General features: G+C 68.5%; 30 protein-coding genes. 23 read left to right on the top strand and 7 right to left on the bottom strand.

The features are described from left to right. Positions 1-12 precede the first annotated feature (12 nt). Entirely contained in the window at positions 13-2250 is a 2238-nt protein-coding gene (locus tag HZ989_RS07475; RefSeq protein WP_209322972.1) for a prolyl oligopeptidase family serine peptidase, read from the top strand. Here HZ989_RS07475 and HZ989_RS07470 read toward each other — a convergent pair. The 4 genes from HZ989_RS07470 to HZ989_RS07455 form a co-directional block, all read right to left on the bottom strand. Next, positions 2143-3873, bottom strand: a complete 1731-nt coding sequence (locus HZ989_RS07470; RefSeq protein ID WP_209322971.1) for an asparagine synthetase B family protein — start codon at positions 3871-3873, stop codon at positions 2143-2145. The two genes, HZ989_RS07475 and HZ989_RS07470, sit on opposite strands and share 108 nt — an antisense overlap. Positions 3874-3896: 23 nt before the next feature. Then, positions 3897-4535 carry a lasso peptide biosynthesis B2 protein gene (locus tag HZ989_RS07465; RefSeq protein WP_209322970.1) on the bottom strand — a complete coding sequence of 213 codons (639 nt, stop codon included), beginning with the start codon at positions 4533-4535 and terminating at the stop codon, positions 3897-3899. 58 nt (positions 4536-4593) lie between these two features. After that, positions 4594-4938, bottom strand: coding sequence for a hypothetical protein (locus HZ989_RS07460; RefSeq protein ID WP_209322969.1), 345 nt, complete (start codon positions 4936-4938; stop codon positions 4594-4596). 73 nt (positions 4939-5011) lie between these two features. Further along, entirely contained in the window at positions 5012-5809 is a 798-nt protein-coding gene (locus tag HZ989_RS07455) for a GntR family transcriptional regulator (protein ID WP_209322968.1), read from the bottom strand. A gap of 87 nt (positions 5810-5896) precedes the next feature. Here HZ989_RS07455 and HZ989_RS07450 point away from each other — a divergent pair, with 87 nt between their 5' ends. The 18 genes from HZ989_RS07450 (at position 5897) to HZ989_RS07365 (ending at position 19439) form a co-directional block, all read left to right on the top strand. Then, the gene (locus HZ989_RS07450) at positions 5897-6403 is read left to right on the top strand and encodes a helix-turn-helix transcriptional regulator (RefSeq protein WP_209322967.1); all 507 of its coding nucleotides are present in this window, start codon (positions 5897-5899) and stop codon (positions 6401-6403) included. Beyond that, complete coding sequence (locus tag HZ989_RS15315; protein WP_371812989.1) at positions 6318-6731, top strand: helix-turn-helix transcriptional regulator; 414 nt, start codon at positions 6318-6320, stop codon at positions 6729-6731. Before HZ989_RS07450 ends, HZ989_RS15315 begins: the two co-directional genes overlap by 86 nt. Positions 6732-6807: 76 nt before the next feature. Next, positions 6808-7422, top strand: a complete 615-nt coding sequence (locus tag HZ989_RS07440; protein ID WP_245162492.1) for a lytic transglycosylase domain-containing protein — start codon at positions 6808-6810, stop codon at positions 7420-7422. A gap of 1 nt (position 7423) precedes the next feature. Next, entirely contained in the window at positions 7424-7723 is a 300-nt protein-coding gene (locus HZ989_RS07435; protein WP_209322964.1) for a TrbC/VirB2 family protein, read from the top strand. Further along, on the top strand, positions 7723-7905 hold the full coding sequence (locus tag HZ989_RS07430; protein WP_209322963.1) for a hypothetical protein: 183 nt from the start codon (positions 7723-7725) through the stop codon (positions 7903-7905). The genes HZ989_RS07435 and HZ989_RS07430 overlap by 1 nt, the downstream gene beginning before the upstream one ends. Further along, entirely contained in the window at positions 7898-8233 is a 336-nt protein-coding gene (locus HZ989_RS07425) for a type IV secretion system protein VirB3 (RefSeq protein WP_209322962.1), read from the top strand. Before HZ989_RS07430 ends, HZ989_RS07425 begins: the two co-directional genes overlap by 8 nt. Continuing rightward, complete coding sequence (locus HZ989_RS07420; protein WP_245162491.1) at positions 8226-10601, top strand: VirB4 family type IV secretion/conjugal transfer ATPase; 2376 nt, start codon at positions 8226-8228, stop codon at positions 10599-10601. Before HZ989_RS07425 ends, HZ989_RS07420 begins: the two co-directional genes overlap by 8 nt. Further along, positions 10598-11326, top strand: coding sequence for a type IV secretion system protein (locus HZ989_RS07415; protein ID WP_209322960.1), 729 nt, complete (start codon positions 10598-10600; stop codon positions 11324-11326). The genes HZ989_RS07420 and HZ989_RS07415 overlap by 4 nt, the downstream gene beginning before the upstream one ends. After that, a complete protein-coding gene (locus HZ989_RS07410) occupies positions 11323-11538 on the top strand; it encodes a hypothetical protein (RefSeq protein ID WP_209322959.1) in 216 nt (71 codons plus the stop codon). The genes HZ989_RS07415 and HZ989_RS07410 overlap by 4 nt, the downstream gene beginning before the upstream one ends. 11 nt (positions 11539-11549) lie before the next feature. Then, entirely contained in the window at positions 11550-12470 is a 921-nt protein-coding gene (locus tag HZ989_RS07405; RefSeq protein ID WP_209322958.1) for a type IV secretion system protein, read from the top strand. Position 12471: 1 nt separating this feature from the next. Further along, positions 12472-12666, top strand: coding sequence for a hypothetical protein (locus HZ989_RS07400; protein WP_209322957.1), 195 nt, complete (start codon positions 12472-12474; stop codon positions 12664-12666). Further along, positions 12663-13346, top strand: a complete 684-nt coding sequence (locus HZ989_RS07395; RefSeq protein ID WP_209322956.1) for a virB8 family protein — start codon at positions 12663-12665, stop codon at positions 13344-13346. The genes HZ989_RS07400 and HZ989_RS07395 overlap by 4 nt, the downstream gene beginning before the upstream one ends. Beyond that, positions 13343-14170, top strand: a complete 828-nt coding sequence (locus tag HZ989_RS07390; RefSeq protein ID WP_209322955.1) for a TrbG/VirB9 family P-type conjugative transfer protein — start codon at positions 13343-13345, stop codon at positions 14168-14170. The genes HZ989_RS07395 and HZ989_RS07390 overlap by 4 nt, the downstream gene beginning before the upstream one ends. Further along, on the top strand, positions 14167-15297 hold the full coding sequence (gene virB10, locus HZ989_RS07385) for a type IV secretion system protein VirB10 (RefSeq protein WP_209322954.1): 1131 nt from the start codon (positions 14167-14169) through the stop codon (positions 15295-15297). Before HZ989_RS07390 ends, virB10 begins: the two co-directional genes overlap by 4 nt. Next, positions 15297-16304 carry a P-type DNA transfer ATPase VirB11 gene (virB11, locus tag HZ989_RS07380; RefSeq protein WP_209322953.1) on the top strand — a complete coding sequence of 336 codons (1008 nt, stop codon included), beginning with the start codon at positions 15297-15299 and terminating at the stop codon, positions 16302-16304. The genes virB10 and virB11 overlap by 1 nt, the downstream gene beginning before the upstream one ends. Beyond that, positions 16270-18087 (top strand): type IV secretory system conjugative DNA transfer family protein, encoded by a 1818-nt coding sequence (locus tag HZ989_RS07375; protein WP_209322952.1) that lies wholly within the window; start codon positions 16270-16272, stop codon positions 18085-18087. The genes virB11 and HZ989_RS07375 overlap by 35 nt, the downstream gene beginning before the upstream one ends. Further along, positions 18084-18689: an LPD7 domain-containing protein gene (locus HZ989_RS07370; RefSeq protein WP_209322951.1), complete on the top strand. Its 606-nt coding sequence runs from the start codon at positions 18084-18086 to the stop codon at positions 18687-18689. The genes HZ989_RS07375 and HZ989_RS07370 overlap by 4 nt, the downstream gene beginning before the upstream one ends. Before the next feature lie 135 nt (positions 18690-18824). Next, positions 18825-19439 (top strand): class I SAM-dependent methyltransferase, encoded by a 615-nt coding sequence (locus HZ989_RS07365; protein WP_209322950.1) that lies wholly within the window; start codon positions 18825-18827, stop codon positions 19437-19439. Positions 19440-19702: 263 nt separating this feature from the next. On the opposite strand, the gene HZ989_RS07360 is transcribed toward HZ989_RS07365, so the two are convergent. Both HZ989_RS07360 and mobC read right to left on the bottom strand, forming a co-directional pair. Further along, entirely contained in the window at positions 19703-20701 is a 999-nt protein-coding gene (locus tag HZ989_RS07360; protein ID WP_245162490.1) for a relaxase/mobilization nuclease domain-containing protein, read from the bottom strand. Beyond that, positions 20698-21219, bottom strand: a complete 522-nt coding sequence (mobC, locus tag HZ989_RS07355) for a MobC family plasmid mobilization relaxosome protein (RefSeq protein WP_209322949.1) — start codon at positions 21217-21219, stop codon at positions 20698-20700. Before mobC ends, HZ989_RS07360 begins: the two co-directional genes overlap by 4 nt. A 217-nt stretch (positions 21220-21436) precedes the next feature. Between mobC and HZ989_RS07350 the strand changes: the two genes are divergently transcribed. Next, on the top strand, positions 21437-23287 hold the full coding sequence (locus tag HZ989_RS07350; protein ID WP_209322948.1) for a hypothetical protein: 1851 nt from the start codon (positions 21437-21439) through the stop codon (positions 23285-23287). An 87-nt stretch (positions 23288-23374) separates the two neighbouring features. Here the strand turns inward: HZ989_RS07350 and HZ989_RS07345 are convergent, their stop codons facing one another. Then, positions 23375-23671: a DUF736 domain-containing protein gene (locus HZ989_RS07345; protein ID WP_209322947.1), complete on the bottom strand. Its 297-nt coding sequence runs from the start codon at positions 23669-23671 to the stop codon at positions 23375-23377. 437 nt (positions 23672-24108) lie between these two features. Between HZ989_RS07345 and HZ989_RS07340 the strand changes: the two genes are divergently transcribed. From HZ989_RS07340 to HZ989_RS07330, 3 genes are all read left to right on the top strand, one after another. Next, entirely contained in the window at positions 24109-24879 is a 771-nt protein-coding gene (locus HZ989_RS07340; protein ID WP_209322946.1) for a hypothetical protein, read from the top strand. 43 nt (positions 24880-24922) lie between these two features. Beyond that, positions 24923-25546: an isoprenylcysteine carboxylmethyltransferase family protein gene (locus HZ989_RS07335; RefSeq protein WP_209322945.1), complete on the top strand. Its 624-nt coding sequence runs from the start codon at positions 24923-24925 to the stop codon at positions 25544-25546. Positions 25547-25607: 61 nt separating this feature from the next. Next, a complete protein-coding gene (locus HZ989_RS07330) occupies positions 25608-25844 on the top strand; it encodes a DUF2188 domain-containing protein (protein WP_209322944.1) in 237 nt (78 codons plus the stop codon). The last annotated feature ends 23 nt before the right edge of the window (positions 25845-25867 follow it).

The following is a 25867-nucleotide window of genomic DNA, read 5'->3' as shown; positions in this document are numbered from 1 at the left end:
CTGTCGACGGCGGTGAACTGGCTGCTGAGCGAACTCGAGGTTCGCCCCGCTGCGGGTGGCGAGCCGAAGGTCCGGCTCGCTTCTTCCGGCCACGATGTCGGCTATGTTTCCGGCCCCTTCTCTCCGGACGGTGCACGGATGGTGGTCTTCCGAGTCACCGAAAACAGTGTGCGCCTGGGCGTCCTCACGCTCGACACCGGCGCCGTCGATTGGCATCCGTTCACGCCGGAATGGATCCAGTTCGGACGGACGGTCGCCTGGCGCTCGCCCACCGAACTGATCTTCGTGGCCCGGCCCTTAGATGATCCGCCCGTGGCGATGCGCGTCGGCTATCAGGCCCAGGCACGGATCGAACGGCTGTGGCGTACAGCCGCGAGCGGCCACGGCGCCAGCTCGGTCTACATCCCCAGCGGCCGGCAGCGCGATAGCCGGTCTCAGGCCCTGGCGTCCAATCTTGTCGCCCTCGACGTCGCCAGCGGACGTTCACGGGCCTTGGCTTCGGGCGAATGGTTCGACCTTCGACTCTCGCCGGACGGCGGCCATGCGGCCCTCCTCGAGGAGGCCGAGGACCTTCAACCCAGTCCCGGCAGGCCATTGCGGGTCGGCGACCCTCTCCGCCGCCGACGGCTGACGCTCGTCGACCTGGAAACAGGCGCAACCCGGCAGCCGCTGCCGGATGAAGACCTGGCCATGTACCTGCTGTCATGGTCGCCGGACTCGAACCGCCTTCTGGTCTTCGGACGCCCTCTTGGCGGCGACTTCGATCAGGACGGACGTTACTGGCTGGTCCGGCAAGACGGCCGCGCCCGACCGCTCACGATGGGCGAGGACTCACCCTGGATCGAGCGGACCTGGGACGGGGTCGCCGTGCCTTTGGCGAGCTGGGATGGCGCTCAACCTGTCGTCCAGGCGCGTTCGCGAACTGGAGGCAGGGTCTGGTTGCGGCCGGAAGCGGCAGGCGAGCCTCGGGTCCCGGTCGTTGAGCCAGCCGAACGCCTCGTGTCGCTTCGCGGACGCGCGGCGATCCAAAGGTCAGACGGCGTCTATCGATTCGGCGGCGACGGCGCCCGTATAGCCGCCGGGCGGCTCTGGGGCCAGGGTGCGAATGGTGATGGCGGAAATCCGGAGCGGTGGAACCCCAGCGCGCTCGAGGCCGGCTCGCACATCCTTGTCGATGGGGCATGCCTGTCACGTCTGGCCGACCGCCGTCAGACTTGCGTGACGCCGTTGCAGCCCGACGAGCGGATCCTTGCGGCCGGCCCCGACGCCAGTTTCCTCGTGACGCATTATCTGACCGATCGGGGCGACAGCGGCCTGCGCGTTCACCGGTCGGGCGGCGCTGAAGCGATCGCTCCCGCGAACGCAGGGTGGCGGGACATCGACTGGGGCCGGATCGTGCCAGTGCCTCACACCGGCCCCGACGGCCAACCCCTGACCAGTTGGCTGCTGCAGCCGCCGGGTTTGCCGGAGGGCGCCCGGCCGCCCGTCGTTGTCGTGGTCTATCCCGGCTCCGCGCCGCGCTCGGCGCCGGCGGCCCTGTCGCCGGGCACGACACAGCTGCAGAATAACCCCGTGGTGCTTGCGGGGGCCGGCTATGCCGTCCTGGTCGTCAGCCTTCCCCTCAAGCCTGGCGGGCCTCCGGCGGCGGAAGGCCTTGCCGACCGCATCCTGGCGATCGTGGACGAGGCCGGCCGACGGGGATTGATCGACGCGGATCGGGTCGCCCTGATCGGACACAGTTTCGGCGGATACGGCGTCCTGAGCGCCGCGACACAGAGCGATCGGTTCCGCGCCGTAATCGCGTCGAACGGCTATGCAGACCTGAGCCGCTCCATGGAGTTGCCCGCCTTCTATCGCGTCGCGCCTGACGAGGGCGTTCCGGTCGGCCAGATGGCAGGCTGGGGCGAGACCGGCCAAGGCTCGTTCGGCTTTTTCGCGCAACGCCCCGAGGCCTATGTAGAGGCCAGCCCGCTGTACCGTGTGGATGACCTGCGCGCGCCCGTTCTCCTGATCGAATCGGACCTGGATACGGCCAGGATGGGCTCGCTTTTCGGCGCGCTCTACCGGCTCGACCGGGAAGCGGCCCTCCTCACCTATTTCGGAGAGGGCCACACCTATGCGAGTCCGGGCAACCTGCGAGACCTACATGATCGGATCCTCGGCTGGCTGGCGCGCTATCTGGGGCCGCCCACGCCGCTCGATCCGCTCGGTCCAGTGCCTGGCCCAGGTCTCGAGGACCGCCAGCAGTAGTGGACGGTTGCTGAGGGGACTCCACACCAGACGCTCCGGCGTCAGTTCGCGCTCCAGATCGACCCGGTCGATCAGGCGGTGTTCACTCAGCAGACCATCGAGAAGAAACGGACGAAGCTCGACCAGGCTGGAGAGGACGACGCGGCCATAGAATTGGCTGAGGTCGCCCTTGTCCCGGCGTTCGAGGATCGAGGGTGGCAACCGCTCGGAGAAGGCGACGCGGGCCAGTCCCCGATCCCTCACACCCAGGATGAGCCGATCCGCAGGGACCGCCATGACATGCTCGATCACCGGCTGGGTGAGCAAAGGGTGGAGCAACTGGGCCGCCCGCGCCCGTCGGCAATCGCTCCAGAACAACTGGCAGTTCGCCAGCCGAAGGATTTGCCCTCTCTTTGCAGGCGGTATGTCATCGGCGTCGGCGAGCCACGGATGACAGCGGCGGTCTCGGGTCGAAGGCCGGGGCGGCCAAAGCGCCAGAACGCCCAGGGTCCAGGCCGAATGGCGCGTCCAACGTCCGACCTCGGCCCAGTAGCGTGGGTCCAGACCACGAAGCCCTTCTCGGCGACGCCGGTCGATGACCACCTGGGGATCCGGAGCCTGGAAAAATACGGCATCCCCGCCCTGTCCCGTGATCAGGGCAGTGGCTCCGACGCGGCCGATCCGTCGGGCCACGTCCTCATCGTAAGCGACATCGACGCCATGAAGCGCGGGTCGGAAACCCCAGCCGAGGGGCTCGAGCATCTGCGGCGTGATGGCCGCGACGGGCTTGCGCGCCATCGTCAGGCGCGCACCACTTTTGTCTGCCGCGGCCTTCGCATAGGCGCGTTCGTCGCCCTCGGCCCAGTCCCCGAAATAGTTGACGTAGGACGCCTTGGACCTTGCACCGACGGCCGCGAGGCTGCTGGAGACGATCGCGGAGTCCAGCCCGCCAGAGATTTCACCGAGCAGGATCGAGTGCCCTTCCGACACGCCGGCCACGGCCCCATCGACCACACGACGCAGGGCGTCGGGCGAGTCGTCCCAGGAATTTACCCGGCAAGCTTCGGCGGGACGCCACACTGTGTGCGCCTCTATCTGATCACCGACCAGGGCGACGTCGCCTGGCGTAACCGAGGTTATTCCACGCAGGGGCGGCCGATCGCTCAGCAGACCAGGTTGGTCGGCGATCTCGCCCAACACTGGCCAGTCGATCGCGACCGTCTCAGGCAGAAGCAGATCGACCTCGGGCGGCAGTTGATCTGCGGCGATACGAAGACCCCCGCGACGCCAGGCCAGGCAATCGATCGCCCCGCTCGGGTCCCGCAGCAGGCCGAGGCGCTCGTCGTCAGCGCTCCAGGCCAGGATGTATCGCCCCCAGCCGGCGCGGACGGCGCTGCGTCCCAGGTCGACCGGGCCACGGCTGCAGCCGATGACGGCGGACAGGGCCCGATCACGCCAGCGGTACTCCCCGATCAGAACATGACGGCGGTGCACGAGACGCACGTTCAGGGGCGAGCGAGGTCCCAGATAGATGTCCAAACCCTCCACCGAGATCGCGCATTTCCACCCAACCGCCTGAAGCGCTCCGCGCGCCTGGTCCAGGACGGCGGCGTCTTCGGCGCTGGGCCGGCTCGTCTGAATCACCAGATACCCGTGATCGGCCCAGGTCATCGGCAATAGATCGGGCTATAGGCGGTCAGCCGTTCCACATCGTCGTTCAGACACAGATCATCGGCCTGGACCCAACAGTGGGCCATGAACGGGAAGAGCCTCACCCCGAAGACCCAGTCGGCCCGCAGTCCGCGTCGGCGAAGAAAACGCATCAGCAACGCCGATCGAACGAGACACTCGCCCTCGATCGGAAGCCAAGGCGCGAGCCGCCAGAAGGTCCGCGCCGCTTCAGCGACGCGGTCCATGGTCCGATCATTCCCATCGTCGGCGGCGCCGGCGAGATAGGCCTCGACCCCAGCCCCTGACCTTATGCGGCGCATCTCGGCCGTGGCGGCCAATGCCGCCCCCCAGTCGAGAAGGCTCGGCGCCCGGGAAGGCCGCCCGTGGATCACGGTCTGTGTCGGCCGGGGCGGCGGCGGCGGCACGCGCGGTCGCGGTCCCTCGGCCAGCAGTCCGGCCTCGGCCAGGGCGCGCCCGACCACCCCGGCGCCAAAGATCGGGGCGCCGTCCGCGCCGCGGATCAGGTCCTCCGCGCCATTGGGCAGGCACAAATAGCTGTCGGCCGCCAGGTCGAGCAGGACCATGGCGTCGCCAACACAGGCGACATGAACATCGCCTCTCAGGTCAGAGCCCATCGCCGCATCCTTCAAGGCAACAAGGCGCCGGCTTCTCGGGCCGACGCCTTGCGACAGGTCAGCGGGCTGCGCCGCCCATTTCCCAGCGCTGCACCGGGATCAGCTCCAGCTGCCCTTCCTCGGAGTCAGCCCGCGTCCGCGTTTCCGCCGCCCCCAGGCGAACGACCTCGGCGCGCACCCCGGTGTCTTCGTAGGTGAAGACGGGGTTGAGCTCGGTCTTCGGGCCTGGACCGGTGGCCCGGGTTTCCAGACCGGCGGCGCCGAGGCGCTGCAGGCCGATGCGACCGCCATCGTCGTCGTAGTGATAGATCGGATTCAGTTCGGCTTTCTCGACGCCGACCTCCGCGCGGGTTTGGCTTTCGGCCGATCCGAGGCGGATCAGGCCAGACAGGGTCTTCAACATGACATTGCCTCCTAAAGCCGGAACGGGATGCTCCGGTCGGGCAGTAAGTCATTCAACATCCTCTATTTTCAATCTATATTTGGTCAATACTTTCTGCTGATTTCCGCATCATGGCGAACACAGGCTGCGCATGCTCCGAACGCTCACTGTGGTATGTCTCGACTAAAGGTATCAGATGATCGAGCCGCGCCTGGGACAGAAGGCCTTCCATGCGATCGACGACCTCCGAGGACAGGGGAGCCACACGCTCCTCAACGACGCGGATCGGCCGTAGCTGCGCCACCGTGCGGCGATGAGCGCGGATAAGAGCTCCGTTTCCGGACGCCTCGACGAGTTGGACGAACAGCCGTTCCAGGCGCTCCTGCGGGGCACCAGCTTTTTCTGCGAGGGGCCAGACGAGGCTGCTCCCGCAACCGATCAGCGCCCAATTGGCCAATCGCCCGTGCAGCTCATAAAGTTCAATGATATCCGACGAACTGGGGCTGGGCGCGAAATATCCGCGCCCAGGTCGATGCTCTATGATGCCCTCGCCCGCTAACCGCGCGAGCGCCTCACGCACGGGCGTCGGGCTCAACCCCAGTTCCTCGGCCACGGCTGTCGTGACCAGCGGCATGCCCCAGCCGAACCTGCCGGCTCCGGCGAACTGGGCGAGGGCCGTCAAGGCGAGGTGATAGGGATCCCTTGTCTTCACGACGTCCCGCCTTCCGTCTCCGGAATCGCCACGCTCAGGAAATCTTTGGCATGGCGGATCATCCCGCGCGTCGCTTGGCGGACGTGGATCGAACGAAAAATCTACAGGTTTCGTTAGCAACCCGCATGTTGTTTGCGCCTTTCCGCAAGCTTTAGACACCGTTTCCTTGGCGCCTTTCATTTGAAGCGTCGTTGGCGCATTTTTCAACCAGTAGGGGTTCTGAGGCGTAAGTCCGGCGGCCTCGAGAACGACGAGGAAAGCCGACCGATGGATCGTGCCGAACGCCAGTCCCAGAGCGAGACCCTGTCGGCTGCGCTTCGGCTGATCCGGACCCATCGTCGGATGAAGACAACCGAGATCGCTCAGGCGATGGGCATGGCCCTTCGATCATACGAACACTTCGAGTCCGGCGGCGGGCGCGTGAATCTCGAACGAATTCATCGCTTCGCCGAAGCGACGGATTGCGACGCCTACGCGATCCTGGCCGCGCTCGCTCTTGGATCACCGGAGTTCGCCTTGCGAACCGCCGACAACAAGTTGATGACCATTCTGATGGTCGCTTTGCAGGAGTTCGATGCCGAGGTCGGCGACGTGCTCGGCGAACTCGACGCACGCACGATCATCAACACCTTCACCAAGGCGCTGAAGGACCTCGCCCTGCAGTCCGTCCGCCGAGACAGCGCCGCCAATGCATGGTTGCAGCAGAGGTTGGGAAAGTTGGTTGCGCCCGGCGACGGCGAGGATGGAGGATCCTCCGGGAATCCGACACCGTAGACGCCCCGCCGAGAACCTGCGGGCTTGCCGCAAACCCACCGTTGGGTCTGTGCTTGAGTCTATGTCCGCGTATTCGTCCAGTAACCCGTTCCCCGCTTCGGACCTGACCGACCGTCTTTCCGACCGGCAGCGCCAATGTCTCGCCCTGGCGGCCCAGGGTCTGAGCTCTCCCCGGATCGCCGAACAGATCGGCATCTCGGGGCGGACCGTTGACGAGCATCTGATGCTGGCTTGCCGCGCGCTCGGCGTTCGCACGCGCATCCAGGCGGTGGCGCGCCTCGCAGGCCAGGCGGGGCGACCTGCGGAACCGCGGACCTTCCTACCGTAGATTTCCGGCGGGAGGGTCGCGGGTCGCCAGCTAAGGGGCCGATCGGGTTTGCTTGGGGCTCCCGATGGAGCCCGCCTTGCTCGACCTCAATCTGATCCTCAGCCTGTCCCAGGCCTGCGCGCCGCAGGTGGCCCCGGAAACCCTGGCCGCCATCGCCTATGCGGAAAGCCGCTTCAACCCGGTCGCGATCGGGGTGAACCGGGGTCCGCGCCCATCCCGGCCTCCGCGTGACGCCGCCGACGCGGCGCGCATCGCCCGCGGCCTGCTGGCGCGCGGGGCGAATCTCGATCTCGGGGTGGCCCAGATCAACAGCGACAATCTGGATTGGCTCGGCCTGTCGGTCGAGGCGGCCTTCGACCCGTGCCGCAACCTCGCCGCCGCCGGCGTCGTCCTGCGCGCGGGCTATCGGCCTGCCGAAGGCGTCGATCGCCAGACGACCCTGAGGGTGGCGCTCTCTCGATACAACACCGGCCATCCGGAGCGCGGCTTTCGTAACGGCTACGTGGGCCGGGTCGAGGCCGCCGCCGCGTCCCTGGGCGTCCTGCCCCTGGGGGACGTTCGACCCGCAACGAACGATAGCCCCCCGCGGCGGGCCGCGCCGCAGTCCCCGCCGCCCGACTGGGACGTCTTCGCGCGCGCCCGGATGAGCGCCGTCCTCACCTTCACAGCCGCCCCAGACACGGAGTTCTGAGATGACCGCACCCGCGACCGTCCGCAGGGCCGGCGCCGCCGGCGCTATCGCCCTCGCCGCCAGTCTTCTCCTGGTTCAGCCGGCGCTCGCCTCGGCCAATGTCGAAGGCCTGCTCCAGAACGTCGTCGATATGCTCACGGGCAATACCGCCCGTCTGTTGGCGGTATTGGCGGTCGTGATCGTCGGCATCCTGTGGATGTTCGGCCTGTTCGACCTGCGCCGGGCGGCGATCGTCGTGCTCGGCATCGTCGTGGTCTTCGGCGCGGCCGAGATCGTCAACCTGATCACCGGCGGCGCCTGATGACCGCCGCCGCGCCCTGGCTGTGGATCGGGTCGGCGTCGTTGTTTCTCGCCCTGTGCCTGATGCTGGGCCTGAGGCTGATCTCGCCCAAACGGTTCGCCCAGATCCTCGCCGGTCTCGGTTCCGGCCTGGCTATCGGCCTGGCCCTGTCGCGCCTGTCTGCGGGAGGCCCCCATGGCTGACGAACGTCTGACGGAGGATCCGCTGTTCCTGGCCTGCACGCGGCCGGCTATGATCCTGGGCGTGCCCATGGAGGCCATGGGCGTTAACGTCATCGTGTCGAGTGTCGTCTTCCTCGTCGGAGGCAGCCTGCTTTACCTGCTCGTGGCCCCGGCCCTGCACCTGGTGTTCCGGGCGATCTGCCGGGCCGACCACAACGCCTTCCGGCTGCTGTTCGTCTATGTCGAAACCAAGGGCCGGTCGCGCAACGCGGCGCTCTGGGGCGGGAGCTCGGCGACGCCCCTCCCCCTCGTCCGCCGCTATCGTCTGGCGGAGCTGTCCCGTGGCTGAGGGCGGCGTTTCTCCCGCGCGGCTGCGACGCGAGGCCGACGCCCGGCCGCACCTGCCCTACGCCCGTCACGTCTCGGACCATGTGGTAGCGCTCGACAGCGGCGCCCTGATGATGGTGTTCCAAGTCGACGGCGCCAGCTTCGAGACCGCCGACACCCGCGATCTCAACGACTGGCACGTCAAGCTCAACCAGGCCTGGCGCAATCTCGCCGACGACCGTCTGGCGATCTGGCATCATGTGGTCCGCCGCCCGGTCGAGCTGGAGCGGTCCGCCGGCTTCCGCTCGGCCTTCGCCGGGGAGCTCGGCGCCCTCTACGACGATCGTGTCGCGGGACGCCGGCTCTGGATCAATGAGCTGTTCGTCACCCTCGTCCTGCATCCGGGCCGGGACGCCGGCGACCGCGCCGCGGCGCTCGCCAAGCGTCTGAGGGCGGCGCGCCGCAAAGACGCCGAAGTCGAGGTCGCCCATATCCAGCGTATCGAGGAGGCCGGACGCGACCTGGTTCAGTACCTCGGGCGCTATGCGCCGCGCCGGCTCGGTCTCTATGAGCGCGGCGACCTGTGGTTCTCCGAGCCGATGGAGGTCATGCGCCTCTTGCTGACCGGGCGCCGGTCGCCGGTCCCGATCGTGTTCGGCCACCTCGGCGCGGCGGTCTACACCGTGCGCGCCATCTTCGGACGCGAGACGCTGGAGCTGCGGGACGCCGCCGAGGCCCGTTACGCCGGGGTCCTGGCCGTCAAGGAATATCCGGCCACGACCCGGCCCGGGCTGTGGGACGAGCTGCTGAGCGTCCGGTTCGGCTTCGTGATCAGCCAGTCCTTCGCCTTCCTCTCCAAGGCCTCGGCTCGCGCGGTGATGGAGCGCAAGCAGAACCAGATGGTCTCGGCGCGGGACCGCGCGGCCTCGCAGATCACCGGCCTGTCGGACGCGCTCGACGACCTCGTCAGCAATCGCTTCGTCATGGGCGAACACCAGGCGTCGATCCTTGTGCACGGCGACACCCCGACCGCGCTGGCCGACTACCTGTCCAGGGCCCGCGCCATCCTCGCGGACTCCGGACTCGTCGTGGCGCGCGAGGATCTGGGCCTGGAAGCGGCTTTCTGGTCCCAGTTCCCCGGAGCCTTCGCCCGCCGCACCCGACCGGCCGCGATCACCTCGCGCAATTTCGCCGCCCTGGCGCCCTTCCACGCCCATCCGGTTGGGAAGGCCCGCGGCAACCACTGGGGCGAGGCCGTCGCCGTGCTGCGCACCACGGCCGGTTCGCCCTTCTGGTTCAACTTCCACGTCGGCGATCTCGGCCACACCTTCATCTGCGGGCCTTCGGGGTCGGGCAAGACCGTGGTCCAGAACTTCATGCTGGCGCAGCTTGAGCGGTTCGACGCCCAGCAACTCTTCATCGACAAGGACCGGGGCGCCGAGATCTTCGTCCGCGCCTGCGGCGGGACCTATCTCGCCCTGCGCAACGGCGAACCGACCGGCTTCGCCCCGTTCAAGGCGCTCTCACCCAGTCCCGCCAACCGCGCTTTCCTCGTCCGCCTGGTCCGGACCCTCGTCGCCCGGCCGGACGAAACCCTGACGGTGCCCCAGGCCCGCGCCATCGATCAGGGCGTGGCCGCGCTGGAGGCCCTGCCGCGCGAGCGCCGGTCCATCGCCGCCCTGCGCAGCCTCCTTGGCCAGGGCGACGCCGGCGGCGTGGGCGCGCGGCTGGAGCGTTGGCAAAGGGGCGGTCCCCTCGGCTGGGTCCTCGACAATGACGAGGACGCCCTCAGTCTGGAGGCCCGCTTCGCCGGCTTCGACATCACTCAGGTGCTCGACCACGACGAGGTCCGTACACCAGCGATGTTGTATCTGTTCCACCGCATCGCCGAGCGGGTCGACGGCCGCCGTCTCGTCCTCGACATCGACGAGTTCTGGAAGGTGCTGGGCGACCCGGCCTTCACAGAACTGGCCCAGGACGGGCTCAAGACCTGGCGCAAGCAGAACGCCCTGATGGTGTTCGGCACCCAATCGCCCGCCGACGCCCTGCGCTCCCCGATCGCCCACGCCATCCTCGAACAGTGCGCGACCAAGATCTTCCTTCCCAACGCCCACGGCCAGGCGCGCGACTACATCGACGGCTTCGGCCTGACCCAGGAGGAGTTCCGTCTGGTGCGGGAGGTCCTGACCCCGGAGTCGCACCGCTTCCTGGTCAAGCAGGGCCACGACAGCGTGGTCGTGGAACTGGACCTGAGCGGCATGGACGACGCCCTGTCGGTCCTGTCCGGCCGCACCGAGACCACCGCCCTGCTCGACCGCCTCCGCGCCGAGGTCGGCGACGACTACGCGCTCTGGCGCGATCCCTTCCATGACCAGAGGAGGTTCCTGTGAAAACCCGCATCCCCTTCGCCGCGGCGGCCGCCGCCTTTGTCCTCGTCGCCGCGCCAGCCGTTCAGGCGCAGCAGATTGTTCACGACCCTCGGGCCCTGGCCCAGATGGTCCAAGAGGCTCGGACCACCCTGGAGCAGCTGAGAGCGCTGCAGACCCAGATCGAGCAGGGCCGGCAGCTTTTCGACAGCCTGAACGACCTGTCCGGCGTCAACGCCCTGGCCGGCGAGCTCGGTCTGCCGGCGGTGCGCAATCCGCTTCCGGACATGCGCGCACTGCGGGCGGCGGCCGACGGCGATCTGTCCGCGCTCGGCGATCTGGCCGACCGGGCCGACGCCATCCGCCGCGACACCCGGCTCTACACGCCGCCGGCGGGCGATCCGGGTTCGGCGGACGCCTATTATCGCGACAGCCTCGAACGCGCCGGCGCACGGACCGCACGGGATCTCGCCATCGGCGAAGCGGTCGGCGGAGCTGCGGATCGCCGCCTGCAAGGTCTGGAGACGCTCCGCTCCGCCCTCGACACGGCGCCCAACGCCCGCGCCGTCATGGACCTCGAAGCCCGCCTCGCGGCGGAACAGGCGCTGATCCAGAACGAGCAGGTCCGGTTGCAAGGTCTCGCCCTCACCCAGGCGGCCGAGGCTCGACTGGAGGAGCAACGCGCCCGGGAGCGGGCCGAAGCCGCCAGGGCGGCGCGCATGGACGTCTACGAAAGGGTGTTCCGGTGAGACGATCGGCGCTGCTCGTCGCCTTCGGTCTGGTCGGCTGCGGTGCGCCCGACCGGACAGCCGAAGACTTCGCCGTCGATCCTCAAGCGGCCGAGGCGGTCGTGGCGGCCTGCGACGCCCGCCGCGAGACGGACGACTGCGAGGCGGCGCGCCGGGGGCTGGCGGACGCACGGCGAGCGGCGCGGATGCGCGCCTATGAGCGGGCCTTCTGAGGACCCCGACGATGAGCTTTCGCGTCTTCGAGCCCAGCTACGACTTCATCGACGAACGGCTCAACGTCTTCCTCGGCGACCGTCTGTCCTCGGTGATCGCCGAGGTCGAGGGGCCGCTGCGCATCGCCCTGGTCCTCTATGTCGTGCTCTACGGCGTCGCTATCCTGAGGGGCGCGATCAGCGAGCCGGTGATGGACTTCGCGGTCCGGTCGCTGAAGCTGGCCTTCCTGTATCTGCTGGCGACCACGGCCGCCTATTCGACCTTCGTCACCGAGCCGCTGTTCACCGGTCTGCCCAACGCCCTGACCCGGGCGGTCAGCGGCGCGGACACCCCCAGCGTCGGCGCGGCCTTCGACCAGTTCTTCGCCTATGCGGCCTGGCTGGGCGAGGACATCTCGCGCGAAGGCTCGGCCTTCAATCCCGGCCCCTGGGTGGTGTCAGCGGCCGTCTTCATCATCGGCGCCCTGGCCGCGGCCCTCGGCTTTGGCGTGGTGCTGGTGGCCAAGCTGGCCTTGGCCCTGCTCGTCACCCTCGGCCCCATCTTCATCGCCTGCGCCCTGTTCGACGCCACCCGCCGCTTCTTCTTCGGCTGGCTCAGTCAGGCCGTGAACTACCTCGTCCTGTTCGCCCTGATCATCGTCATCTTCCAGCTCGTCCTGTCGCTCGTCCGCGACCAGTGGGGCGCGATCCAGGGGTCCGACCCGATGATCGGCGGGCTGATCTTCATCGCCCTGTGTTTGCTCGGGGCGATCTTCTTTCTGCAGACCCCGGCCATCGCCGCCGGGATCGCGGGCGGCGCCAGCGCCGGCCTCGCCGACTTCGCCAACGCCGCCGCCCTGGGCGGGAGCGGCTCGGGCCGCGCCCAGGGTCCCCAGGAATCCAGCCGTCAGCCGCCGAGGGGCGGCGGCTCCATCCGACCGAGAGACGCCTGACATGACCTATCGCTTCCTCCTGCTCGCCGGCCTGTTGCTGCTGGGAGCCTGCGCCCACCGCGGCGATCCCGCGCTGCCGACTTGCGACGGCTCCGCCCGGCGACCGGCCAATCCCCACGGCTCGGTGCTCGCCCCGCAGGCCGCGCCGCAACCCACCGAGCCCGCCATCGGCTCCGGCGCGGGAGGCTGCGCATGAGCGGCGTGCCCTCACCCGAGCTGAAGCGCTACTTCGCCGAGGCGCGGCGCTGGGACCAGGACCGCCTGGCCTCTGCGCTCCGGTCGCGCCGTCTGGCCTGGTCGGCGGCCGCCTTGGCCACGGGTCTGGCGGTGATCGCAACCGGCGCGGTGGCGATGCTTACGCCGCTGAAGTCCACCGAACCCTTCGTCATCCGGGTGGACCAGACGACCGGCGCGGTCGACGTCGTGCGCGGCCTCTCGGCGGAGGACGGGCCGGTCCGCTACGACGAAGCCGTCAGCAAATATTTCCTTGGCCAGTACGTGCGACAGCGGGAGGGCTACCTCGATCCGGCCGCCGAAGACGCCTTCCGCCTCGTCTCCATCCTGTCGGCGCCCGCCGAGCAGCGGCGTTGGGCCGACCTGTTCCGCGGCTCCAATCCGAACAGTCCGCAGAACCTCTACGGGCGGGACGGCGAGGCCATCATCTCCATCCGCGCCATCGGCTTCATCAACGACGGCGTCGCCAACGTCCGCTTCCACCGCACGGTCCGCCAGGCCCAGCAGACGGTGGAGAGCGACTGGATCGCCACCATCGCCTTCACCTACACCCGCGCGCCGATGTCCGAACCGGACCGGCTGAGGAACCCCCTCGGCTTCCAGGTGACGTCCTACCGCGCCGATCCGGAGGTCATTCGATGAAACGCCCCCTTTGTCTTCTGACGCTGGCCGCTGGCCTCGCCCTCGCCGTTCCGGCCGCGGCGCAGACCCCGCTCGACCCCCGCATCCACGAGCTCACCTATGACCCGGCGGCGGTCTACCGGATCGCCGGAGCGTTCCGGACGGCCACCCAGATTGTTTTCTCGCCCGAGGAGACGATCCGTCACGCCGCGATCGGAGACAGCGTCGCCTGGGAGGTGGCCGCAGAGGGATCGGTGCTCTTCCTCAAACCCCGGGAACGCCACCAGGCGACCAACCTTCTGGTGGTCACCGAGCGCGCCGGATCGGCCCGGCACTACGCCTTCGAACTGCTGGCCCGCGAGCCCGGTGAACGCACCGCGATCGCCTATCAGGTCCGGTTCCGCTACCCGGCCGACGAACAGGCGCAGGCGGCACGGGCGCTGGCCGTCCAGGCCGAGGCCGTGGAACAGCGTCTGATCGGTCTGGAGCTGGAGCGCGGGGTAGTCGAGGGTGCCCGCAATCTGGCCTGGTCCGCCCAGGGCGACGGCGCCCTGCAGCCGAGCGAGGTCAGCGACAACGGCCGCTTCACCGTGCTGCGCTTTCCCGGCGTCCAGGCGCTACCCGCCCTGTTCGAGGTCGCGGAGGACGGATCCGAACGGCTCGTCCCCTATGATGTGCGCGGCGAGTTCGTGGTGATCCACGGCGTCGTCCGAGGCTTGCGGCTGAGGCGGGGCGGATCGGTTCTGTGCCTGTTCAACGACGCCTATGACGCCCGCGGTGTCGGCCTCGGCACCGGCACGGCCTCGCCCGCCGTTGATCGCGCGTCGGTCGGAGACCCGTCGTGAGCCCTCTCGATCAGACCCCGCCCGCCGACGATCCGAAGCCGCCCTCGCCGACGAGCGATCGCGGCGTCTCGCCGATCGCCGGACGGCTGGGCGGACGGCAGGGAAAGGTCATTACCCTGGCCGCCCTGGCCGTCGGATGCGGCGTCTTCCTGATCGCCAGCTGGGATCGCGGCGACGCCGACGGCGCCGAGCCGAGCCGGCGCGACGAGCCGCCCCGGCAGACCGCGCCGTTCGAGCCCGCCCGCCGCGAGGCCGCGCCCCTGCTGAGCGACGCCGCCGTCGATCCGGAAGCGCCGACCCTGAGCGACGCGCAGGTCGTCCCGCCGCTGGAGCCGGGTCCTGAAGACCGGGGGTCGCCCCCCTCCGGTCCTTCACCGGCGGAACAGCGGCGGGCCCTGGCCGAAAGCGCCCGCCGCGCGCCGGTTCTCGCCTACAGCCGGGCCGGCGGGGGCGGCCAGTCCGCCACGCCACCGGCCCTGGCGGTGTCGCCGGCCGCGCCGGGCGCCCCGACGCCGCTCGACCAGTTGCGTCAGGTCACGCCGGTCGGCCAGGCGCGCGCCGACCGCCTGCCAGACCGCAATCTGCTGATCACCGCGGGGACTAGCGTGCCCTGCGTCCTTCAGACCGCCATGGACAGCACCACACCCGGCTATGTCACCTGCGTCCTGCCGCGTGACGCCTGGTCCGACAACGGCGCCGTGGTCCTGATGGAGCGCGGCACCCGAGTTCTGGGCGAGTATCGCGGCGGTCTGCAGCAGGGCCGGCGCCGGCTGTTCGTCCTGTGGACCCGGGCGGTGACGCCGACCGGGGTCGGCGTCGCCTTGGCCTCGCCGGCCGCCGACGCGCTCGGACGCTCCGGGTTCGATGGCGTCGTCGACACCCATTTCTGGGACCGGTTCGGCGGCGCCCTGCTGCTCTCCATCGTCGACGACAGCGTCTACGCCGCCGTGGGCCAGGGTGACAGCGGTTCCGCCACGGCGCGTCTGCCGTCCGACGCCGCGAGCGTGGCGCTGAAGGGCTCGGTCGACATCCCGCCGACGCTTCGCAAGGGTCAGGGGGCCGAGGTGTCGATCTTCGTGGCCCAGGACCTGGATTTCGCCGGGGTCTATCAGCTGCGGCCGCGCTGATGGACGACACCTCGGTCCTGGATCACTACCTTGCGCCGCTCCGCCCCTTCCTGGAGCCGGCGACCGTGACCGAGGTCGTCATCAACCGGCCGGGGGAAGTCGGGGTCGAGGCTGACGGGGCCTGGCGCTGGACCGAGGCGCCCGAGTTGACCGAGGCCTGGCTGCGCACCCTGGCGGTGGCGGCCGCAGCCTACACCCGGCAGGATGTCGGACCCGAACAGCCGATCTGCTCGACGACCCTGCCGGGCGATGTGCGTTGTCAGATCGTCCTGCCGCCGGTGGCGGCGGACGGCGGCATTTCCCTGACCCTGCGAAAGCCGTCGCGACGACGCCTGGGTCTGAAGGAGTTCGCGGCGGCCGGCCTGTTCGACCAGGTCGCCGACGCCCAGACGGAGTCCACCGACCCCGTCGACGCCGAACTGGTGCGGCTGCGCCAGACCGGCGACTGGCCGGGCTTCCTGACCCTCGCGGTCGCGGCTCGGCGCAACATCCTGATCTCCGGCGCGACCGGGTCCGGCAAGACGACCCTGGCCAAGGGGTTGATCGAACTGATTCCGGACCATGAGCGTCTTCTGACGATCGAGGATACCCGCGAGTTCGTGGTGCCGCACCGCAATGTCGTCCATCTGGTCTATTCCAAGGACGGACAAGGTCTGGCCAGGATCGGACCCAAGCAACTGCTTGAAAGCGCGCTGCGTATGCGGCCGGACCGCATCCTCTTGCAGGAGCTTCGAGACGGCACGGCCTTCTTCTACCTGCGCAACGTCAACTCGGGCCACCCGGGCTCGATCACGACGGTGCATGCGGATTCCGCCGCCCTGGCCTTCGAGCAACTCACCCTGCTGGTGCGGGAATCCGAAGGTGGGCGCGACCTGCCGCGCGAGGACATCCGCGCCCTGCTGCATCTGCTCGTCGACGTCGTCATCCAGATGAAGAAGGTCGACGGGCGTTTCCGCGTGACGGAGGTCTGGCATGACCCGGTTCGCAAGCGTCAGCCCGGCGGCTAGGGCCGCGGCGGTCGTCGTCGGCGGTCTGGCCGCCGTGACCCTTCTGGCTATTCTCGCCGCCTTGATCGCCTTGATCGGGCTTGGACAGTTCTCTGACGCCATCGACCCCGTCCGCGTCCCCAACTGGCTCTGGTATTATCGCGAGGATCCCGAGGTGCGGCGCTGGTTGGCCGTCGGCCTGTCGGTTTCAGGCTTGGTCGGTGCGGTCCTCGTCGCAGCCGTCCTGCTTGCCCGGCGCCGCCCCCTGCACGGCGCCGCCCGCTGGGCCTCGGGGTCGGAACAGCGGCGCGCGGGGCTGCGGGCGCAGCGCGGCATCGTCCTGGGCCGGGCCGACGGCGGCTTCCTCATCTCCGACGGTCCCGAGCACGTCATGCTCTACGCCCCCACCCGCACCGGCAAGGGCGTCGGCGTGGTCATTCCCAACCTCCTGGCCTGGCCGGACTCCGTGGTGGTGCTGGACATCAAACGCGAGAACTTCCTCGCCACGGCGGGCTATCGCGCCGAGGCCGGCCAGACTGTGCATCTGTTCGATCCCCTGGCGCGGGATGGCCGCACGGCGCGCTTCAACCCGCTGGGCCATGTTGATCGGGCGGACCCGATCGCGGTGCTCGACGAACTGCAGCGCATGGCGGTGATGCTGTTCCCGGGTCACGACCGGGCCGATCCCTTCTGGGCCGAGGCGGCGCGGACCGGGTTCATCGGCGTGGGCGGCTATGTCGCGGCCACGCCCGAACGCCCCTTCACCCTCGGCGAGATCTTCCGCCAGCTCACCGCCGGCGACGCCCGCGCGCGGCTGCCCCGGATCCTCGCGGCGCGCGAACGGGACGGTCGCCCACTCCCCGGACCCGTCGTGGCCGCGCTCACCGACTTCACCAGTTCCAGTGAGAACACCTTCGCCTCGGTGCGCCAGTCGATCACCACCCGGATGGGGCTGTGGCTCAATCCGCGGGTCGACGCCGCCACCTCCGCGTCGGACTTCGACCTGCGCGATCTGCGCGGCGGCAGGCTCTCCCTCTATCTGGGGGCCACGCCGGACAACATGCTGCGGATCCAGCCGCTCTACGCCCTGCTCTTCCAGCAGCTGGTCGACCTGAACAGTCGCGCCCTGCCCGGCCCCGCCGACCGGCCCACCCTGATCGTGCTCGACGAGTTCGCCCGGCTCGGGCCGGCGCCGGTCCTGGCCCATGCCTTCGCCTGGGTCGCCGGCTACGGGCTGCGGCTGCTGGCGGTGCTTCAAAGCCCGTCGCAGCTGAGGGCGATCTACGGCCCGGACGTGGCCGAGGAAGTGATGACCAACTGCGGTGTCGAGATCGTCTTCGCGCCCAAGGAGCTCAAGATCGCCCAGGAGCTCAGCGATCGGCTCGGCGCCTATACGACCGACGGCCGCAGTCGCAGCCGGCCGACGGGGCTCAGCCAAGGTCGGCGCAGCACGACCGTCTCCGATCAGCGCCGCGCGCTGATGCTACCCCAGGAGCTGATGCAGCTGCCGCAGACCGCCCTGATCGTGCTGAAGGCTGGCCTGCCCCCGATCCGAGGCCGGAAGATCGCCTATTTCCGGGAGCGCGTCTTCCTGCGCCGACTGCGGCCCGCGCCTGATCTGGTGCCGGTCGCCGCACCGACATCGCCCCCCGCTCTGGAGGAGGATCCCATGGATTTCGACGTCATCGCGCGCGCCTTTGCCGCCGAAGGCCTGCCGCCGCCTCCGCCCGGGGCGGATGAAGGCGTCGTCGGCGCCTGGCTGGACCGGGTCGTCGATACGGCGGTGCTGGAGCGCGAACCATGAAGACGCCCGACGACGCCGCGCCCTCCAACCGCCTCGGGCCCGCGCCGAGCCCGGCCGGGTCGCGCCGCTCGACCGCCAAGGGCAATGTGCCGGAGGCGGTGCTCGACCGCTATCTGGTCGAACGCGACCTGCGGGGCCGGCCGGAACGCTTCTTTCGCGATCATCGCGCATCCGAGCCGATGTTCCGCGACCGCGGCGGCTCGCTGGTCTCGAACCAGGCCTATCCCGACGCCGTCATCGATATGCTCAAGATCGCCCGCCATCGCGGCTGGGACCAGGTTCGGGTGTCCGGCGATCCGGCCTTCCGGCGCGAGGTCTGGATCCAGGCTCAGGCCTTGGGGATGGAGGTGCAGGGCCATCGACCGCGCGAGCGCGATCGGCAGGCCGCCGGCCTCGATCGTCCATCGCCCCCGCGAGACGCCGAACCGTCGAAGGCGCAGAACGCGCTCGCTGAGCGCTTGGCGCGGGCGGCCATCGTGGTGGCGCGCCTGATCCCCGATCCTGCGATCCAGACGCGCCTGCTCGAGGCCGCCTGGGCGCGCGCGGGCCGACCTCGCCCGATGGAGCGCGAACCGGCGCGCGGGCGCGACCGGCAACGGTAGCGGCTGCAAACGCCGAAGAACAACGTCGCCGATCGTGCCGGTCGGCTCTCACCGACCGCAGACATTCGGACGTGCCCCTCTGGCGTTCCCTCAGCCGCGACCCCAGCTTCCAGGTGCGGTTCGGGAGCAGCGGGGATGACCACCAAGGCCCATTGGGACGGCGTCTACCAGACGAAGGCGGTGGATGAAGTAAGCTGGTATAGTCCTCACTTGGAGGTTTCACTGAAGCTCATCGAACGCGCGACGTCGAACAGCGGCGGCGCGGTCGTTGATGTCGGTGGCGGGGAAGCGACCTTGGTCGATGATCTGGTCACGCGCGGCTACGGTGACGTGACGGTGCTGGACATTTCTCCGGCCGCGATTGAGGTGGCGAGGCGCCGACTGGGGTCGTCGGCTGCCTCGGTTCACTGGATCATCGGCGACATCACCACGGTGGAGTTGGAAGCGGCTCGTTACGATGTTTGGCATGACCGGGCCGTGTTCCATTTCCTGACGAGTGCGGACGACAGAGCCGCATACGTGCGTCAGGTCACCCGCTCGGTTAAGCTTGGCGGTCACGTCATTGTCGCGACCTTTGGGCCAGATGGTCCGGAGAAGTGCAGCGGACTTGAAGTCGTTCGCTACGCCCCCGAGAACCTGCACGGCGAGTTCGGACCGACGTTTCGCCTGTTGGATAGCGTCACGGAGTTGCACGAGACGCCTTGGGGGACGGCCCAACAATTCATGTATTGTTTCTGCCGCATGGAATGAAAAGGCGACATCCGCTCGGCGGAGTCAGCTCGCAGCTATCGGGCTTAAAAATCCGCAGACCTTCTAACTCACTCCCTCCAGGGAGATCTGCAACGGCGATTTGGCGACGATGGGCGCGCCTTCCGGCAACGTCCTGGCGCGGTCGAAGATCTGGTCAGCGAGAAATTGCATTACGGTCTCCGTGTCAGAAAGAGAGTCCAGTTTCTGACACTCGCAAATCCATGCCATTGGAGTGCGGAGAGCATGGGCCGTGGGCCGCGCCCCTATCGATTGCGCCTCCGGCCATCGCCGCGCTGAGGCTCGACCACCTTGTTTCGTAGCGCCTGGTCGCGGGTCATCGCCGCCGGTCGTTCCCGCACGAACCGTTCGACCAACACCGCCAAGGCGCGATCCCCGGGCCGGTCCGATCGCGACAGACGCACGGCCTCGGCCACCAAGGCGCGCCGGACGGCCAACTCTCGCGTTCGGATGGCGGCCAGCCAGGGCCCTTCGCGTCCGCCCCCCGCGAGCGCCGCCCGATAGGCGCCGGCGAGCACCTCGGGCAACGCCCCTTCCCCCGCTGCGAACCGCTCCCGCATCTTGCGTACCGGGATGCGTTCGGCCTTGCGGGTAACGCCGCGCGTGCGGCGAGGCGTCGCTTCGGCATCGATGGACCGATCTCGAAGGGCGTGGGCGAACCCTTCCCGCCAGGCCTGCAGGTCCGCCTTGCGCGGGTTCAGGCGCTCGCCGTCCCGCCCAAGTCTTCGCACCGCCAGATGGACATGGGGGTGTCGTCCCTCGTCGTGCAGGGCGAAGACATAGGGAAAGCGTTCGCCGAACGTCTCCGCCGCAAAGGCCCGCGCCGCATCATGAAGACGGACGGCGTCGGTGCCGGCCGGCATGCTCAACACGACCGACAGGGTGATCGAGGCGTCCCGTCTGCGCCCGGGTTCAAGCGCAAACTCTTCAGCCCAGTCGCGCGCCAGGTCCCGCACCTGCCCACGTCCTTCCAGCCGTTCCCCGTCCGGCCCTGCCAGCGCCAGGGCGCCGTTGCGGCTGATGTAGTCGAGGTGAGCCTTCAGATGCGCGCCGTCCCGGGTTCGGCCGGTGATCTTCACCATCACCTCCGGCGCGCGGCGCGCCACCCGCGTGAACCGGACCGCCGGATCTTCGCCGCCGCCGCGAGGCGGCCGCAACACTGCGGTCGTGATCCGGGCGCGCCGGATATCGACGGGCGGACGCAGCGCCTCCTCGAACCCGCGCGACGACCGAAAATCCGTCACGGCGCCGGGCCCCAGTAGGCCAGGTTGCCCTCGAAGGCCTCGCCGAGCGCATCGACCCAGGCCGCGATCTCGGTCTGGAACGCCCCCAGCTGCTTGACCTCCACATCCAGCACCGCGCCCTCCATCACGGCGGTGTTCAGCGCGCGGGCGATCTGGTTGACGTTGACGCCGATGCGCCTGAGCTCGCGCCGCACTTCGATCAGCGCGAGAGTCTCGGGTCGGCTGAATTGCGGGCGATCGTGAATGCGGCGACGGATGAGCGCCACACTCCATTGGGTTCGCGACAGGCCCCTCGCAGCCGCCTCGGCCTCCAGGAGACGCAAGTCGGCCTCGCCCAAGCGCAGGGTCAGCTTGCCCGAGTGAGGCGCGGGCAGCGCTTCCGTCGGCGCCGGCAGAGATGCCTGAGCGGCACCTTCCATGAGCCGTCGCAGGAGCCGCGACCGTCCGCCCTGCCCGGCCGCGGCGGCGTCGAACCGGCGGATCAGATCGGGCGAGAGGCGAAGGGTGAGGCGGTCCATCGGAAAGCGGGTCTGTCAGACATTGCCGGCGCAAAGCCTATCCTGCCCTAGACCGTTACCACCCTCGCCCCGTAGGCCTCCGGTGCTGCCCGCCCTCCCCTCGGCGTCCGCTTCACGGCCGCTCGCCCGCCGCCCAACGGGCGCCCCAGCCGGCGGGATTGAGTGGACAAAGCGTGGCCCCTCACGCCTAGTTATTGGTCAAGAAGAGAGTCTGCCGATGTCGCCCCACGAGCCTGGGAGCCAGTTAACCTGGCCCCCGCCGCCGGTCCCCGCGACCGAGTTCGATGTCGCGGAGATAGAGGCCCTCTCCGTCGGCATTCCCCATGATGAACCGGGAGCCTTGGAAGCCCGTTTTCTGGAGCGTTTCAGAAACACGTCAGGCACAGGTGGAGCGCCCTGGTTCTGGCTCGCGGGCGCCGTGGGGCTGGTGCTCCGTCCATCCGATCAAGGGGCGCCGTGGGGGCCGCGGGCTATCGGCGTTGGTTGGCGTGCGCCTGCGGTCGAGGACTTCGCGCCCCAAATTGAGGCGTTTATCGAGGTCGCCAGACAGGTCTCGCACATCGGACTCCGCGCGCGCCTCGCTGATATCGCATGGACCAATCACCGAGCTCGCGGGGATGCGGCGCGGATGGCTGTCGACGCCTATTGCGGTTGGGTCGACCGGCTTCTCGCTGGCGTCGTCACTCCGCGGTACGGGGTCGCCGGTCCCGTTGCCTTCGAAACCTTGGACGCGGCGCATCGAGCTCTTCAACTTGCCCGCAGGATCACCAAGCGCGGTCAGCGGGATGCGGTGTCTGGCGATGCGCTGTGCCGACTCTACGAACGAGGCAAGACAAGCCGGGTCGTCACGGTCTTCGGCGCAACAGCGGACCTTGCGCTCTACTACGACTTGATCCCGGCGAAAGCGGTAGCTGCCGACTTGGAGACAGTCGGCGACGACGCTCCTGAACGGTATGATCCACTCGCGGTCAGCCGCCTCTTCGACAGGGCCGCTCAAATCCACCTCCAGGCCGGGAATGAGGATGCCCAGCGCCGGTGTCAGCTCAGCGCCGTCAGGCAGATCCTCAGGATGCGCGGCCAGGTCAGCGGCGCCGGTGCGGAAGCGCACTGGGTTCAGACGGCGCTCCTCGCGCTACGTGGGGTACAGGGCCAGGACAACTGGCGGCGCGAGCTACGGCGCGAGCTCCGGGACCTTCAGGAGGACTCGCTCTCGGAATTCGTCATGACCCGCATTCCCCTCGATTTGGGAGATGAGCGCGATGAGGCGTTCCGAACGTTCGAGGCCTTGTCTCTTGGCGCGGGGATGAAGGAGTTGGCCGTCATCGGCCGGTCGCAGCCGGTCGAAGATTTGCAGGCCGAGGCCCTCCGGTCCCTGGACCGTTTTCCCCTCGGCGCCATGATGTCCAAGCGGCATTCGGACGAGGATGGACGAACCGCCGCCAACACGCCGACGGGTGATCGCGAAGACCCGGACGACGATTGGATGAAAGAGCGCATCAACGAGAGCGAAGGCTTTCGGCGCCGGATCATCATCGAGGGCCGGTTTGATCCGGCGCGGCTGACCTTGGCGACGCGGCACAATCTCGAAGAGCGCCACCTGCTGCCCATCGTCGGGCAGTCGCCCTTCGTCCGCCGCGAACAGGTCGGCCTGATGAGTCTGGGTTTCCTTCGCCTGCTGCAAGGCGATGATCGGTCAGCCGTTCATTTGCTGATCCCCCAACTGGAGCCCTGTCTGCGTCATGTGCTGAGGGTTGCGGGCCATGATCCGACGGTCGAGTTCGAAGATATGACAGAAGAGAATGTGTCGCTTAACGCCTTGCTCGGTCGGTTGAGACCACAGCTGGAAGCCATACTTCCTCCCGCTGTGGTCCTGGAACTCGAGTTGCTCTTCGACTTTCGGGCGGGATCTGCATTGCGGCATTCCGTTGCGCACGGTCGGATCGGCGCCGGCGGCTGCTTCCATCACGACGCCGTCTATGCGTGCTGGCTGATGTATCAGCTGACCTGCTGGCCACTCCTTCGCAACTGGAGCAGCCAGGTCGCGCCGCACATCGATGCTCAACTGTAAAATCCGCCCCGGCCATGGGTCCCGCTCGTTTCTCCGTCAATCCGAACCAGAGGCGGCGGCGCTGTCGGCAGCGCCGCCGCGGTCCGGTCAGCGGGACCAGATCAGGCTGTGTCCGCCGTCGATCTCGACCAGCGAGGCGTAGATCGGAGCCGGGAAGCTGGGATCGTCGAGCTTGACCGACAGGTACTCGCGGTTCTGTAGGCTCGTCTTCTTCCAGGCGGCGCCGAACTCGGTCTGACCGGAAAAGATGCGGAAGTCGGGAGCCTTGTCGTCGGTCTTCTCATTGGCCCGGAGTTGGGCCGCCTTGACGTTGAGGGTCAGGGTCTTGATCGAACCGCTGTAGCTGCCGTCCGCTTGCTGGGTGAAGGTTCCGATGGTGGCCATGGTGGTCTCTCCTTTGCTGTCGGGCCACGCCTGCCGCGGCCTCGATGGCGATCGACGGACCGGGAGACGGACGGCCCGCAGGTCGGAGCGCCGCAGGCGTGAGAGACCCCGCAGCGCATGCGAAGGACCGGGCGGGGCGTGTTTCTTGGCTCGCGCGAGGAGGCCGTCAGGCCGGGGAAGAAACTCGACCCGCCCGGTTGCGGAAGACGGCCGGCTTTCGGTCAGATCAAGCCCTTCGAGAGGCCGCGCGGGCTGGCGCGCCAACGAGAGACCACCACCCCGCCTCGACGCCACCTCCCACGGGACGGCCTGCTCCGGTTCGGCCTTCTGGCCCGCAAACCAAAGCGCCACCCCGGAACGCGCCGATTTCGCCGCAATCGAGGATCACGGTCACGCTTCGACGGCCCAACCGGAACGCCGCCGCCGGAGATCATACCGTGGCGACAACCGAGACCATGACCGAGGCCAACAAGGTCGCGACGGTCACCCTGGCCTTCTGGATCATGAAGATCTGCGCCACCACTGTGGGCGAGACCGGCGGCGACCTCCTGTCGATGACGCTGAAGATCGGCTATGCGGCAAGCTCGGTGGTGCTGTTGACCTTCTTCATCGCCACCCTGGTGCTGCAACTGCGCGCCAAACGCTTCCACCCCTTCCTCTACTGGTCGGTCATCCTGGCCACGAGCACGGCCGGGACGACGATCTCCGACTTCATGGATCGCAGCCTGGGCCTCGGCTATGCGACGGGCGCAACGATCATCGGCGTCACACTGGTGGCCGTCCTCGCGACGTGGCGACTGACGATGGGGTCGATCGCGGTCGATCATATCCGTGATCCCAAGGTCGAGACCTTCTACTGGATCGCCATCCTGGTCTCGAACACCCTGGGCACGGCGCTGGGAGACTTCCTCGCCGACAGCTCCGGCCTCGGCTACGGACTCAGCAATCTGCTGATCGCGGCCGGGATCGGCCTGACGGTCCTGGCCTATTTCTTCACGCGAGTTTCGCGCACGGTGCTGTTCTGGATCGCCTTCGTGCTGACCCGGCCGTTCGGCGCGACCATGGGCGACCTACTGACCAAGACCCCGGACAAGGGCGGGCTGGGGTTCGGCACCATCGGCTCGACAGCGGTGCTTCTGGCTGTTCTGATCGCGTTGATCGCCTTCACCAGTTGGCGGGCCGGCCGCAGAACAGCCGCACCCGCTTAGGCGCACCGACGCTTTCCTCTCACCCGGTCTCGACGGAGTCCTTATGTCGACCACCCAGTCTCTTGATCTTCGACGGGTTCAACTGATCCGCAAGGCGGTCCTGCTGATCGGCATTCTGGCGGTGATCGCGCTCGCGGCGATCAGCCAGTCGCTCGGCGGCGAGACCGAACTCCACGAAGGCCTTGAAACCGTGGGCATCGCCGCGATCGTCGTTTGCATCGTCGGCCGGGCTTGGTGCTCCCTCTATATCGGCGGTCGCAAGAAGGCCGAGATCGTCGATCGCGGCCCCTACTCCCTCAGCCGCAATCCCCTCTATGTCTTCAGCTTCCTGGGCGCCTTCGGCATGGGCGCCCAGACCGGCAGCCTGACGATCGCCGCCCTGTTTGTCCTCATCGCCGTGCTGGTGTTCGCCGCGACGGTGAAGCGAGAAGAGGCCTGGCTCTCGGAGGCTTTCGGGCCGAACTATGCCGCCTATGTCGCGCGCACCCCGCGCTTCTGGCCCGACTTCACCAAATGGCGCGACCGGGAGGTGATCGAGGTTCGCCCTCGCTTCTTCCTGACGACGCTGCGAGACGGCCTCGTCATGTTGATCGCCTTTCCGCTGTTCGAGGGCGTGGAGCATTTCCAGCATATCGGCTGGATCAGGGTGTTGTTGAACTTGCCCTGAGAAGCCCTGTAGGTTGAGCCCAACCGCTGGCGTCACGGGCGGAGAGGGAAGGAGTGATCCCTTGGCGATGCACCCCGACACGATCCAGTTCACGGTGATCCGCGGCGACGGCGACTGGCGCGTTCTCCGCGACGGCCGGAATTCCGGGCATTTCGATTTCAGCGTCGACGCCATCGAGTCCGCGCTCGTGAAGGCGACGACGCTGATCGACAAGGGCGCTCGGGTTGAGGTCTTCGTCCAGGACGCGGCCGGTCAGCTGCGTCAGGTCAATCCAGTCGGCGGCGAAGTGCTGCACTGACGGCCGCTCGCTGTCGCTCCGTC

It is taken from the genome of Brevundimonas sp. AJA228-03 (assembly GCF_017795885.1).
Taxonomy (GTDB): domain Bacteria; phylum Pseudomonadota; class Alphaproteobacteria; order Caulobacterales; family Caulobacteraceae; genus Brevundimonas.
The sequence above is the reverse complement of the archived record's forward strand: the minus strand, read 5'-3'. Positions and strand labels throughout refer to the sequence as shown.

Excerpts from the sequence above, each read along its gene's own strand:
- HZ989_RS07450 (WP_209322967.1), top strand. The coding sequence starts at position 5,897 with ATGGATCGTGCCGAACGCCAGTCCCAGAGCGAGACCCTGTCGGCTGCG.
- HZ989_RS07430 (WP_209322963.1), top strand. The coding sequence starts at position 7,723 with ATGACCGCCGCCGCGCCCTGGCTGTGGATCGGGTCGGCGTCGTTGTTT.
- mobC (WP_209322949.1), bottom strand. The coding sequence starts at position 21,219 with ATGGACCGCCTCACCCTTCGCCTCTCGCCCGATCTGATCCGCCGGTTC.
- HZ989_RS07435 (WP_209322964.1), top strand. The coding sequence starts at position 7,424 with ATGACCGCACCCGCGACCGTCCGCAGGGCCGGCGCCGCCGGCGCTATC.
- HZ989_RS07375 (WP_209322952.1), top strand. The coding sequence starts at position 16,270 with ATGACCCGGTTCGCAAGCGTCAGCCCGGCGGCTAGGGCCGCGGCGGTC.
- HZ989_RS07405 (WP_209322958.1), top strand. The coding sequence starts at position 11,550 with ATGAGCTTTCGCGTCTTCGAGCCCAGCTACGACTTCATCGACGAACGG.
- HZ989_RS07455 (WP_209322968.1), bottom strand. The coding sequence starts at position 5,809 with ATGAAAGGCGCCAAGGAAACGGTGTCTAAAGCTTGCGGAAAGGCGCAA.
- HZ989_RS15315 (WP_371812989.1), top strand. The coding sequence starts at position 6,318 with ATGCATGGTTGCAGCAGAGGTTGGGAAAGTTGGTTGCGCCCGGCGACG.
- HZ989_RS07460 (WP_209322969.1), bottom strand. The coding sequence starts at position 4,938 with ATGTTGAAGACCCTGTCTGGCCTGATCCGCCTCGGATCGGCCGAAAGC.
- HZ989_RS07345 (WP_209322947.1), bottom strand. The coding sequence starts at position 23,671 with ATGGCCACCATCGGAACCTTCACCCAGCAAGCGGACGGCAGCTACAGC.
- HZ989_RS07335 (WP_209322945.1), top strand. The coding sequence starts at position 24,923 with ATGTCGACCACCCAGTCTCTTGATCTTCGACGGGTTCAACTGATCCGC.
- HZ989_RS07365 (WP_209322950.1), top strand. The coding sequence starts at position 18,825 with ATGACCACCAAGGCCCATTGGGACGGCGTCTACCAGACGAAGGCGGTG.
- HZ989_RS07370 (WP_209322951.1), top strand. The coding sequence starts at position 18,084 with ATGAAGACGCCCGACGACGCCGCGCCCTCCAACCGCCTCGGGCCCGCG.
- HZ989_RS07465 (WP_209322970.1), bottom strand. The coding sequence starts at position 4,535 with ATGGGCTCTGACCTGAGAGGCGATGTTCATGTCGCCTGTGTTGGCGAC.
- HZ989_RS07350 (WP_209322948.1), top strand. The coding sequence starts at position 21,437 with ATGTCGCCCCACGAGCCTGGGAGCCAGTTAACCTGGCCCCCGCCGCCG.
- virB11 (WP_209322953.1), top strand. The coding sequence starts at position 15,297 with ATGGACGACACCTCGGTCCTGGATCACTACCTTGCGCCGCTCCGCCCC.
- HZ989_RS07395 (WP_209322956.1), top strand. The coding sequence starts at position 12,663 with ATGAGCGGCGTGCCCTCACCCGAGCTGAAGCGCTACTTCGCCGAGGCG.
- HZ989_RS07425 (WP_209322962.1), top strand. The coding sequence starts at position 7,898 with ATGGCTGACGAACGTCTGACGGAGGATCCGCTGTTCCTGGCCTGCACG.
- HZ989_RS07390 (WP_209322955.1), top strand. The coding sequence starts at position 13,343 with ATGAAACGCCCCCTTTGTCTTCTGACGCTGGCCGCTGGCCTCGCCCTC.
- HZ989_RS07400 (WP_209322957.1), top strand. The coding sequence starts at position 12,472 with ATGACCTATCGCTTCCTCCTGCTCGCCGGCCTGTTGCTGCTGGGAGCC.